Genomic DNA, 12,789 nt, shown 5'->3' on the forward strand with positions numbered 1-12,789 from the left:
AATCCAGCTCTTTTTATGTTTTATTAGAATTCTTTAGCTCGGAACTCATTTGCTTAATTTTAAACGTATTTGAGCATCTTGTAATGCAGCAGGTGTAACGTTAAGACCATTTTGATCAACAATTTTTGTGTTTAATAAAATGGAATCTAGGCTTCCACGAAATGTTTCTGTATAGTTTTGACGTAACATTTGTTGTTCTTGTTTTTCATCAACTGTTAATCCAGTTGCTTTTTCTTTTTTTGACAATTCGTTAATACGGAATAAAATGTTTTTCATTTGATTCACCTCTAGTTAGATTTAATTATATTAGTTACTTACTAATATATAGTTATTTTAACGCTTAATTTTTATTATGTCAACACCATCTAAAAGGTTAAAAATTGACGAAAAATTATAACAATAATAAAATGAATAACAGAGGACAATTAGCTTTACAAGCATACATAGAACACTAGGGGGATTATTATGAAATCAACATTTTTTGCTCAAAATAGAGAAAGACTAACGAAAACATTACCTGATGAATCCGTTACGATTTTATTTGCGGGACAAGCACCGCATATGTCAGCTGATGCACATTATAAATTTGTACCGAATCGTAATTTTTACTACTTAACGGGAATCGATGAACCAAATGTTATTTTTATGCTGAAAAAGTTTGGGAATAGTGTAGAAGAGACACTTTTCATTGAAAAATCAGATCCAGTAATGGAAAAATGGGTTGGGAAGACAGTTTCTAGCGAAGAAGCAGAGGGAATTTCAGGTATAAAGAAAGTTGTATATTTAGATAGCTTTGAAAAGACAATGTCAAATATACTTTTTACAGAAAATGCGAAGCATCTATATTTAGATATAGAACGTCGTGATTGGAATGGTACGGAGACAAAAACATTAGCATTTGCTAAACATGTAAGAGAAAAATACCCACACGTAACAATTGGTAATGTATATCCGAACATTTGTGAATTACGAGTATTTAAAACAGAGGAAGAAATTGAAATTATTAAAGAAGCGATTGCTGTAACGAAAGATGGTATTTACAATGTGTTAAAAAATGCAAAAGCAGGCATGATGGAGTATGAATTAGAAGCTCAATTTGATTTTACACTGAAATCATCTGGCATTAAGCACCATGCGTTCAATACAATTTTGGCGAGTGGGAAAAATGCTACAGTTCTTCATTATGAAGATAATGATGCACAAATTCAAAATGGTGACTTAGTATTACTAGATTTAGGTGCTCAAAAAGACTACTATAACGCTGATATTAGTTATACATTCCCGGCAAATGGAACATTCTCTAGTCGTCAAAAACAAATTTATAATATTGTATTAAAAGCATTAAAAGAAACAACAGCGCTTATTAAGCCAGGATTAAAGTTCGCTGCATTAAATGAGCATACAAAAAAGGTACTGGCAGAAGAGTGTAAAGCAATTGGTTTAATTCAAGAAGATGAAGAGTTATCAAAATACTATTATCATGGTGTCAGCCATTTCCTTGGTTTAGATACACATGATGTAGGAACATATAAAGATAGAGTGTTAGAAGAAGGTATGGTTATAACAATTGAACCTGGTCTTTATATTGAAGGAGAATCAATTGGAATTCGTATTGAAGATGACATTCTTGTAACGAAAGACGGGTATGAAAACTTGTCAAAAGATATCATTAGGGAAGTTGAAGAAATTGAAGAATTTATGAGTGTAAATAATGAACATGTAAAAGGAAACCAAGCTGTAGTTAAATAATAAAAGAGTCATCACTAATTTATTTGAACTTTATCTCGAACCGTGGACAATTAAAAAATCCATGATTCGGGATAGGGTTCTTTTCTTCGAAATACTAATCTTTAATTATTAATCCTAATAAAGTAGCAAACTGAACAGCTTGATATGTTGATACTTTACATCCTCTTAAATCGTTCACTGAAACTGTAAGTGTATCAAAGGTAGAAGAACTAATATCTATCCCCTTCAGTGATGTCTGATCAAAATTAGCTTCATCAAGACTACATAATTGGAATTCAACTTTTTTAAGTTTACAGTCAAAAAAATCTGCATTATTTAATGAAGTTTCATTGAAGATGATTTTTTCTAGTTTGGAATTTCCAAATGCCGCTAAATTCAAAATTGAATTCTCAAATTTAACATTTCCTAAGCTAGATTCTGTGAAATTTACTCCGATTAATTTACTGTTTTTAAATTCGACTCTGTGAACAGAAGAATTGCTTAAATTAACATTTGATAAATCACAGTTTTCAAGACAAACATCTGTAATATCAATATTGCTAAAGTCTGTATTAGTAAACTTACAGTTTTTTATCACCGCATCATATAATCGCACTCTATCTACAGATTCATTTTCGAAAGTGGAGTCTATAATTTCACACACTTCCAATGTTGGATCTTCTTCATAAAAAATATCTTGAAAATTCTTTGAAGATAACTCTGGTGAAATTTTTGGTCTATCAATTTTCATCGTATATCAATCCTCTTCTATTTGATATATTTGTGTAATTTGAGTCTATTGTCTTCTTGTAAGGAACATTAGTTCTTATTATACAAAAATGTAAGTTCTTTTGTGAAGAGCATTTTAGCTACATTTTTCTTATTTAATAATAGCAGTGTTATTGTTTCTTAAGAAATAACGTCAAAACAAATACGAGAACGGCTAGTATAGTCGCTACAAGGAAAATATTTTGTATTTCTAAAATATTCGCCTCTTGTAATGTCTCCGCTTTTAGTAATCTTCCAATTAGCTTACGTAAGATCTAATTACATCTCCTTATTTTCTTGAAAATCAACTTCTATAATGATTTTGAAAAAGAAAAAGGAGGGATTTTCCATGAAGCGATTTGTATTAACAGCCGTTACAGTCTCTGTAATATTTTTAATTGCTGCCTGTTCTGTGACGACAAATATAACAACTGATCATAAAAATATGAATGATAAAAAAACACTACAGACTGAAACAGCTACAACACCATTGAAAGTTGAAAAAGGACCAGAAGTTACTTTAATAGCGAAAGAAGAAAAGCAAAAATTAAGTAACGGTGTTATTGTTCCAGTCTGGACATTTAATGGCTCATCTCCTGGTTCAGAAATTCGGGTGAAAAAAGGTGAAAAGGTGAAAGTGACATTAAAAAATGAATTATCTGCACCAGTATCTATTCATTGGCATGGATATCCTGTCCCAAATAACATGGATGGAATTCCAGGCGTGACACAAGATGCAGTTGAACCAGGAAAAAGTTTCACTTACGAATTTGAAGCGAACGTACCAGGAACGTACTGGTATCACTCGCATCAAGATTCTGTAAATCAATTAGATAGAGGTTTGTATGGAGCGCTCATTGTAGAAGATACAAAGGAAAAATATGATAAAGATTACACATTAATGTTGGATGAATGGGTTACAGATAAAGAAGAAATGAATAAGCAGTTAAAAGAAATGACAAAAGGGCAAATAGGTAATAAATCTAAAGGTAATGAAAATGGGGAAAAGAATGATGATAAGAACGGCATGGATCATTCTGATATGAACATGGGCAGTGATAAAAAAGACTCTAGTAATATGGAAGGAATGGACCATGGAAATATGAAGATGGAAGGTCATGATATGAGTATGTACGATTTATTCACAATCAATGGAAAAAGCGGTGATTTAGTAGCGCCATTAAAAGTGAATAAGGGAGATAACGTTCGTCTTAGACTCGTCAATGCTGGTTATCTATCACATGATATACATGTTCATGGCCATGATATAAAAGTAATTGCGACAGATGGTCAACCAATAAACGATCCAAAAGTTATAAAGGATAAAGTAATTTCAATCGCACCGGGTGAACGTTATGATATTGAATTTACTGCTAATAATCCTGGGAAATGGTATGTTGAAGACCATTCGAAAAATAAAGGTGCAAAAGGAATGAAAGCTGTTATTGAGTATGATGGCAGCAAAGAGATGAAAGATAAAACAGACGAAAAAGAAAAATTACCGAAAGTAGATATAATGAAATATGGTACTAAAAAATTAGGTAGTTTCACGTTAAATCAAGAGTATACTGCCACATATAATATGGACTTAAATACGCAAATGAATGGAAATGAAATGGTATATACAATTAACGGAAAGGTATTTCCGGATATTGACCCAATTCAAGTGAAAAAGGGTGATTTAGTAAAAGTGAGATTGGTAAATCGTTCTAAAATGGATGATCACCCAATGCATTTACACGGACACTTTTTCCAGGTGTTGAGTAAAGATGGAAAACCGATAGAAGGTTCTCCCATTGTAAAAGATACATTGAACTTAAAACCGGGTGAAGAATATGAAGTAGCCTTTGTAGCAGATAATCCGGGCGATTGGATGTTCCACTGTCATGATTTACACCATGCTTCAGCTGGGATGGTAACAGAAGTAAAATATACAGATTACAAATCGGATTATGTTCCAAACCGAAACATTCCTAATAAGCCAGAGTAATATTAAGCAGTTATCCTATGGATAGCTGCTTATTCATTTTTGTTGCAAGTACTAATGTATATGTTGGTTATGCCCAGGTGAAGGTGCAGGAGTATGATCTGGGAATGTCGTAAATACGGCAACGATAATTACTACACTAATTGAAAGTAATAACAAAAAACGCTGTTGGATAAAAGTAGAAAAGTTCTCCGATAACAATTGAATCACACAGGACATAGTAATCGTTATAGTAAGTAAAAGGCTAATGAACAATATACTATGAGCTTGTTGAGCGTTTAACATCTCTGTAATCATTGCTCCCATCATACTTGCCATTAATCCAGAGAACATTCCTTCTAAAGCAGTATATAGGTGAAAACGTAGACCGATTAAGAAACCGATAAAACCACTAATTAAAATAGCAAGCAAAGTAGAATATAGTAATTCCCCCTTAAAGAGAATGCCTAAGTAAAAACCAATACTTAAACCAATACTCATACTAAAAGACATAATAAATACCATATACTCCATTAGGGTACCCTTACGTTTAGAAATATAGGATGTAATAAGAATCGAAGTACAGCAAAGTGTTAAGGTAGTTAACGTATAAGCAAACATTATGATACCTCCTTGTCCTATCGTTCATTTCATCATATGTTTATATGGAGGGTACTTATGCTTATTAATATCTGCATATTATCTGCACAATTTCATAGATGTAAGCAAAGGAACGCTTGATTTTTTAGGGCGTCTTTTTTAATTATAAGCATGTGAAAGAAATTGTTATATTATGAGTTTCTATTGTGAAGCCATAAAGAATAAGCGTATAATATTATAGGTCTCACATTTGCGAGACAAACCGCGAATGATAAATAAGATTGTTGTTTTATCATCGCTTCTAAACATATAGACAATGAAAGTAACACTGGAATACAGATAGGGAGTTATAAAATGAAATTAATTATTGCCGAGAAACCAGATCAAGGGTTGGCTCTTGTTTCACAGTTTAAATATCGCCGGAAAGATGGATATTTAGAAGTAGAAGCGAATGAGTTATTTCCAAATGGAGCGTACTGTACATGGGCAATTGGTCATTTGACGCAGTTATGTAATCCAGAGCATTATCACGCAGAGTGGAAAAAATGGTCACTTAATACGTTACCGATGATTCCAGAGCGTTTTCAATTTGAAGTAACAAAGTCGAAGTATAAACAGTTTAACGTTGTGAAACAGCTGTTACATAATCCACAGGTAACAGAAATTATTCACGCAGGCGATGCTGGGCGTGAAGGGGAACTGATCGTACGAAATATTATTAATCTTTGTAACGTGCAAAAGCCGATGAAGCGTCTATGGATTTCGTCTTTAACGAAGCAAGCTATTTACCAAGGGTTTAAAAATCTACTTGATGAAGCAGATACAATTAATACGTATTATGAGGCGTATACAAGGTCATGTGCGGACTGGGTCGTTGGTATGAATGCATCACGTGTTTTTAGTATTTTGCTAAAGAAAAAAGGAATGAATGATGTATTTTCTGCTGGTCGTGTCCAGACACCAACGTTAGCATTGATTGTAAAGCGAGAGAAAGAAATTGAAAACTTTAAGTCAGAGCCTTTCTGGGAAGTGTTTGCAACCTTTAATATAGAAGGAAAGAAATATGACGGAAAATGGGAAAAGGATAATGAATCCCGCTTAAAAGACCCTGATATGGCGAATAAAATTGCGGCATTTTGCCAAGGGAAACCGGCTGTTGTGAAGGAAATGAAAACGGAGCGTAAAGAGTTTCAGCCGCCGCTTTTATTTAACTTATCATCACTGCAAGCAACGGCAAATAAAGCCTTTAAGTTTTCACCGAAAAAGACGCTTGATATAACGCAAGCACTCTATCAAAAAGGGATTGTTTCTTATCCACGTTCAAATTCTAACTATGTTACACAAGGAGAAGCAGCGACGTTCCCTGATATTTTACAGAAGTTAAGTCAGTTTGATGAATATAAAGGCTTATTACCGGCTCCGGTTGAATCCATTATGAATAACAAGCGTTATGTAAATGAAAAGAAAGTAACAGATCACTACGCAATTATTCCGACAGAGCAAGTTACAAACCCAAGCAGACTCTCAGGTGATGAAAAGAAAATATACGATATGATCGTAAGAAGGCTTATTGCAGCTCATTATGAAGTTGCAATCTTTGACTATACAACGATTGTAACGCTTGTAGATGAACGTGCTGAATTCATTTCAAAAGGAAAACAGCAAATTCAAGAAGGTTGGCGTAAAGTTATTTTCCAAGACGATAAAGATGACGAAACCATTCTTCCAATTGTAGCTGAAGGCGAAGAAGGAAAAGTTGTAAAGGTGAAAGTGAAAGAAGGAAAAACACAGCCACCGAAGCGCTATACAGAAGGACAACTTATTACGTTAATGAAAACAGCTGGTAAGTATTTAGAGAATGAAGAGCTGGAGAAAGTATTAAAGAAAACAGAAGGTTTAGGTACGGAAGCGACTCGCGCAGGTATTATTACGATGCTGAAAGACCGTAAGTATATAGATGTAAAGAAAAACCAAGTGTATGCGACTGATAAAGGAAAAGTATTAATTACCGCAATTGGTGATAAAATACTAGCTTCACCAGAAATGACTGCGAAATGGGAACAACGTCTTGCGGAAATTGGTGAAGGTACAGCTTCACCAGCTACATTTATGGAACAGACGAAAAAGCTATCAGCTAAAATTATTGAAGATGCAGTGGAAATGTCTGAGAAGTGGGATTTCACTGGACTACATGTTGAATCGATTGAACGAAAAGGATCGAAATTTACAACGGGTAAAAAGGTTGGTAGCTGTAAAAAATGTGATGGCGATGTAATTGATAAGTCAACGTTTTACGGTTGTTCTAACTATAATACAACGCAATGTGATTTCACCATTTCAAAGAAGATATTAAGTAAAACAATTTCGCAAAAGAATATGAAAAAGCTCTTAAAAGGTGAAAAGACTGACTTAATTAAAGGCTTTAAAAAGGGCGAGAAAACGTTTGATGCGAAATTAGAGTGGAAAGATAATAAGATTAATTTTGTATTTGAGAATTAATTTGTTAAAAGAGCATGACATAAAACTGTCATGCTCTTTTGTTTTTCTTTTATATAAAATTTAACGATAAAAAAAATCCTTTAAATAATAATTTTTTATTGTAAAACGATAAAACTTGTATTAAAATCAAAATCATAATAAATGAGTGAGGTGCTTTTGTTAAAAGGTAACAACCTTATTTTTAAAATTAGAGGAGGTATAACTATGAACATTAACAATTTGATTGTTAAAAATATGGATAACCCCCATGAGTTGGAGAAGATGTATAGAAAAGATCCGAAAGCTTTTAAAAAAGCATTCTCACAAGCATGGGACCAAAATCCTGATTCCCAGGTTCTAGCTGCTTGGTATGAAAGGTTGCATTTCAAGGAGAAAGTAAATAAAGAAAAAACATCTTTGTTTCAAAAAGGTTTCTTATTCATGGGCCTTTTAGCTATTCTGGCCGGCATAAGCACCAGGATCATTTTCCACTTTGTTGAGCAGGAAGCAATTGCTCCAATTAACTTGGCTTTTGGTGTAATTCCCTTTATTGCTGCTTATTTTGTTTACAATAATACTCCGAAAAAAAGTATTATTTATTCCCTTGCAGCGTTGTTCCTAATTTCCGGGTATTATCTTAATACGCTGCCAGTAAATTATAAAGACAGTACCATACTTGCGTATTTACATCTTCCTATATTTTTATGGGTCTTAGTAGGGCTTGCATTTACAGGAAATGAATATTCAAAAGGCAGTACAAGATTAGCCTATATTAAATTTAATTTAGAATATTGTCTTCTCTACGGGAGCATGGCAGTGAGCGGAATGATACTTGCGGTATTCACCATGCGTTTATTTAGCTTTGTTGACTTAGATATAGGAGAATTCTATTTTAGTAATGTTGTTTTATTTGGAGCAGCGGCTCTCGCTATTGTGACTGCATACTTAGTATCAATGAATCTTAAGCTTGCTAAAAATATTACACCATACATATCTAAAATTTTTAGTCCTCTCGTCCTGATTACCTTGCTTATCTATCTTATAACGGTAATTTGGATCGGGAAAAATCCATTCTTGGATCGCAATTTCCTAATGGCCTTCAACGGAATACTGCTTGGCGTATTGGCTGTTACTATATTTTCTATCGTTGAGAGTGACTCGGACGAGAAAAAGAACATTTCAGATTATATAAATTTTTCCTTAATTGTTCTGGCGCTTATTATTGACACTGTCGCATTGTCAGCCATAGTATTCAGACTTTCTTCTTACGGGATTACACCTAATAGACTTGCTGTTTTAGGAGTAAACATACTGATTTGGGCAAATCTCATTTGGATTATGTTTGCCTATATGCGTTTCTTGCAAAATAAATCAGGACTAAAAGCTATCCAAGATGCCGTTACGAAGTATTTGCCAATATATGGACTTTGGGCAGCTTTCGTTATATTTACGTTTCCTATCATTTTTAATTAGAAAGGATCTGTTAATGCGGGAGTGGTGAGGGCTAATAATCATTGGGGGATGAACAAAACCCCCAATGATTAAAGTTTCACTTTATTACAATTGGTATTATTACGTTTGTAGTTTCGGTAATTTCATTTGTATTGATAAATAAGAAGCAAGTGTTATATGTAATCTTTCCATAATAAAAACCGTCCCAAAATGGGACGGTTTTTATTATGCGTATTGCCGTTTTTTCTTAATAAGCAACAAAACTTGTGAAACAAAAGCTAGTACCGGTAACTCAATCAACGGTCCAATAACGAGTGCAAGTGCGATAAGAGGCTCGTCTGGAAAAGCTGTTACAGCGATAGCGAGTGCAACAGGTGAGTTTCTTGCTAACGTTGTTAAGCTTAGACTTACTGTATCTTTGTAAGATAAATGCATGATGCGCCCGATAAATTGTCCTAGTAAGAAATTAATGATGAAGAACAATAGAACAGGAACGAGTAATAATAAAACGACATTCATATTTTGCAGTAAATATTTACCTTGTGATGCAAACATCGCTACTATTGCTAAACTTAAAAATACAATTTGAGCAGAGCTGAAAAACGGAATGAGTTTATTCTCGAGAGTTTCAGCTTTTTTCATTTTATTCATAATGAACTTTGTAGCGTGTGCAAGTATAAATGGTAAGACGATTACGATAACAATACTTTCTACTAAAACAGAAATCGCTACAGTTTTCATGACACCAGCAAATAAAAATAAATAAATGGGAAGGAGCAGTACTTGCAAAATTAAATTTACAGGTAAAATTGCAGTAGAAAGTGCTACATTACCTTTCGCTATTTCAGTAAAGATTAAGTACCAATCTGTACATGGAGTAACCATTAACATTATAAATCCAACCCAAAGTGCTGGATGATCGGAAAGAAATAGTGCTCCTAACCCCCAAGCGAGTAAAGGTGTCCATAAGAAGTTAATAGTAAGACTTGTTCCAGCAAATTTTAAATTGCGAAATCCGTTTTTTATTTCTTTTAATGGAATGCTGAGGAATAATCCATATAGCATGAAAAATAAGAAGGGGACAATAAATTTGTCTGAATACGTATGTATCATATTAAATTGTCCGAGTACGATGCCGCATGTAACAGCAAAAAGAATAATAAAAGTTTGAATCTTTTCTATAGTGCTCATGAATAAATCCTTTCTATATATGAATTTTCCTCTCAAAGTTTATTATACAAGTAATAAAGATGTATTTGGTGTTCAATTGTATTTTAGTTAATATTTTTAATTTGAGATTTTATTTTTTATTAAAAGTTACTTGACTAAAGTAAGTGACTATATTACAATCACTTACATAAGGTAATTAAATAACAAAAAGTTGTGATAGCGTAACTTAAGGTATCTATTGGAACTTTTTCTTAGAATAAGAATTTTTATGATGATGAATAATGAATATGAAAAGAAAGATTAGGTGAAGAAAATGGGACTATTTAGCTCATTATTTGGTAAAAAAGAAGAAAATACGAATGTAGAGGGGAATAAAAAAATGTCAAAAGTATTATTTGTAAAAGCAAACGATCGTCCAGCGGAGCAAGCAGTTAGTTCAAAAATGTATGAAACATTTGTAAGTACTTATAAAGAAGCAAATCCAAATACAGAAATTACGGAATTAGATTTATTTGCATTAGATCTTCCTTATTACGGAAATATCGCGATTTCAGGTGGATATAAACGTAGCCAAGGCATGGAGTTAACTGCTGAAGAAGAGAAGGCAGTTGCTACAGTAGATCAATATTTAAATCAGTTTTTAGAAGCTGATAAGGTTGTATTTGCATTCCCATTATGGAACTTTACAGTACCAGCGCCATTAATCACATATATTTCATACTTATCTCAAGCTGGAAAAACGTTTAAATATACAGCGAATGGCCCAGAAGGTTTAGTTGGTGGTAAAAAAGTAGTTGTGTTAGGTGCTCGTGGTTCAGATTACTCTTCAGAGCAAATGGCTCCTATGGAAATGGCAGTTAATTACGTAACAACGGTACTTGGATTCTGGGGAATTACAAATCCAGAGACAGTTGTAATTGAAGGACACAATCAATATCCAGATCGTTCACAACAAATTGTTGAAGAAGGTCTAGAAAACGTTAAAAAAGTAGCAGCAAAATTTTAATTCATGATAGTAAATGGAAAAACCAACATGGATGACCATGTTGGTTTTTTAGTCTATTTTTCATGTTAAAAAATGTATATTTATAAAATAAAAGAAAAGTTCGAAAATAGTATTGCAAAATATTATATAGCAAATTATAATGAGTTCAAGAATAGTTGATACTTAAATTAAATATTCAGAAAATTCAATTAGTTAAAATTGGAAAATGAGATAAGGAAACTTGAATGGGGGTTATATTATGGCGAATAAAGTACCGTTTTCGTTCATAGTAGTTATTGGATTAATGTTATTTGCACTATTTTTTGGAGCGGGAAATTTAATTTTCCCAGCGATGCTTGGTCAATCAGCAGGAGAGAATGTATGGATTGCTAACGCTGGATTTTTAGTAACTGGTGTTGGATTACCATTACTAGGTGTGCTAGCATTTGGTTTTTCAGGTAAAGATGATTTGCAGTCGTTAGCTAGTCGTGCTCACCCAGTGTTTGGGATTGTGTTTACAACAGTTTTATACTTAGCGATTGGTCCGTTATTTGCAATACCGAGAACAGGAAATGTTTCTTATGAAATTGGTCTTAAACCGTTTATGCCAGAAGGAGTAGGTTCTACACCTTTAATTCTTTTCACAATTATATTCTTTAGTATCACTTGTTTTTTTTCGCTAAATCCCGCGAAAATTGTCGATATTGTTGGAAAAATCTTAACACCAATTAAGTTGACTTTCATCGGTATTTTAGTAATCGTTGCTTTTATACATCCGATTGGAGATATGCAAGCACCAGTGGAAGCTTATACATCACATGCATTCTTTAAAGGATTCCAAGAAGGATATTTAACGATGGATACGCTTGCATCATTCGTATTCGGGATTATCATTATCAATGCTATTAAAGAAAAAGGTGCGAAAACGAAAACACAAATTATGGTCGTTTGTGCAAAAGCGACAATTATTGCAGCATCTATTTTAGCAATTATCTATACAGCACTTTCTTATATGGGTGCTTCAAGTGTTGCAAAGCTTGGACATTTAGAGAACGGCGGAGAAGTATTAGCGAAAGTTTCTAACTACTATTTCGGATCATATGGCGGAGTATTATTAGGATTAATGATTACAGTAGCTTGTTTAACAACTAGTGTGGGACTTGTATCAGCATGTTCTTCATTCTTCCATAAGTTATTCCCAAATGTTCCTTACAAAGCAATTGCAATCACGCTATGTGTATTTAGTGCAATTGTTGCAAATGTAGGATTAACACAGTTAATCGCAGTTTCTGTTCCAGTATTAACAGCAATTTATCCACTAGCAATCGTATTGATTTTCTTAACATTCTTCCATTCATTATTCAAAGGAAGAGCTGAAGTTTATCAAGTGAGCTTAATCGTAACATTTATCATCAGCTTATTCGATGGATTAAGTGCAGCTGGAGTTAACATTGAAGTAGTAAGCCAAGTGTTCACTAAATTCCTTCCGATGCAGGAAGTAGGATTAGGCTGGATCTTCCCAGCGATTATCGGTGGATTTATCGGATATGGACTTAGCATTTTAAAAGTGAAAAACCAAGTTCAACCAGCAACTAGAGCGGATAAGAAAATAGGTTAAATAAAAAAAGTTATAGAACTTGTT

The 12,789-nt window shown here is 33.4% G+C and carries 10 protein-coding genes; 6 read left to right on the forward strand and 4 right to left on the reverse strand.

Annotation, left to right across the window (positions count from 1 at the left end):
* Positions 1-45 precede the first annotated feature (45 nt).
* The gene (locus BC_RS09100) at positions 46-276 is read right to left on the reverse strand and encodes a DUF896 domain-containing protein (protein ID WP_000789782.1); all 231 of its coding nucleotides are present in this window, start codon (positions 274-276) and stop codon (positions 46-48) included.
* A gap of 189 nt (positions 277-465) precedes the next feature.
* Between BC_RS09100 and BC_RS09105 the strand changes: the two genes are divergently transcribed.
* Positions 466-1,749 carry an aminopeptidase P family protein gene (locus BC_RS09105; RefSeq protein ID WP_000842981.1) on the forward strand — a complete coding sequence of 428 codons (1,284 nt, stop codon included), beginning with the start codon at positions 466-468 and terminating at the stop codon, positions 1,747-1,749.
* Positions 1,750-1,843: 94 nt separating this feature from the next.
* Here BC_RS09105 and BC_RS09110 read toward each other — a convergent pair whose 3' ends face one another.
* Positions 1,844-2,479: a pentapeptide repeat-containing protein gene (locus BC_RS09110; RefSeq protein ID WP_000687274.1), complete on the reverse strand. Its 636-nt coding sequence runs from the start codon at positions 2,477-2,479 to the stop codon at positions 1,844-1,846.
* 366 nt (positions 2,480-2,845) lie between these two features.
* Between BC_RS09110 and BC_RS09115 the strand changes: the two genes are divergently transcribed.
* Positions 2,846-4,486: a multicopper oxidase family protein gene (locus BC_RS09115; protein WP_000820031.1), complete on the forward strand. Its 1,641-nt coding sequence runs from the start codon at positions 2,846-2,848 to the stop codon at positions 4,484-4,486.
* A gap of 51 nt (positions 4,487-4,537) precedes the next feature.
* On the opposite strand, the gene BC_RS09120 is transcribed toward BC_RS09115, so the two are convergent.
* On the reverse strand, positions 4,538-5,083 hold the full coding sequence (locus BC_RS09120) for a hypothetical protein (RefSeq protein ID WP_000458541.1): 546 nt from the start codon (positions 5,081-5,083) through the stop codon (positions 4,538-4,540).
* A gap of 333 nt (positions 5,084-5,416) precedes the next feature.
* Between BC_RS09120 and topB the strand changes: the two genes are divergently transcribed.
* Together topB and BC_RS09130 are read left to right on the forward strand one after the other, a co-directional pair.
* A complete protein-coding gene (gene topB / locus BC_RS09125; RefSeq protein WP_000766756.1) occupies positions 5,417-7,561 on the forward strand; it encodes a DNA topoisomerase III in 2,145 nt (714 codons plus the stop codon).
* Positions 7,562-7,765: 204 nt separating this feature from the next.
* Positions 7,766-9,013 (forward strand): DUF4153 domain-containing protein, encoded by a 1,248-nt coding sequence (locus tag BC_RS09130; RefSeq protein WP_001024715.1) that lies wholly within the window; start codon positions 7,766-7,768, stop codon positions 9,011-9,013.
* A gap of 204 nt (positions 9,014-9,217) precedes the next feature.
* Here BC_RS09130 and BC_RS09135 read toward each other — a convergent pair whose 3' ends face one another.
* Positions 9,218-10,183 (reverse strand): arsenic resistance protein, encoded by a 966-nt coding sequence (locus tag BC_RS09135; protein WP_000103809.1) that lies wholly within the window; start codon positions 10,181-10,183, stop codon positions 9,218-9,220.
* A 292-nt stretch (positions 10,184-10,475) separates the two neighbouring features.
* Here BC_RS09135 and BC_RS09140 point away from each other — a divergent pair, with 292 nt between their 5' ends.
* A complete protein-coding gene (locus BC_RS09140) occupies positions 10,476-11,168 on the forward strand; it encodes an FMN-dependent NADH-azoreductase (protein WP_000522528.1) in 693 nt (230 codons plus the stop codon).
* A 238-nt stretch (positions 11,169-11,406) separates the two neighbouring features.
* Positions 11,407-12,765, forward strand: coding sequence for a branched-chain amino acid transport system II carrier protein (gene brnQ / locus BC_RS09145; protein WP_001284786.1), 1,359 nt, complete (start codon positions 11,407-11,409; stop codon positions 12,763-12,765).
* Positions 12,766-12,789: the final 24 nt, after the last annotated feature.

The organism is Bacillus cereus ATCC 14579, from assembly GCF_000007825.1.
GTDB classification, from domain to species: Bacteria; Bacillota; Bacilli; order Bacillales; family Bacillaceae_G; genus Bacillus_A; species Bacillus_A cereus.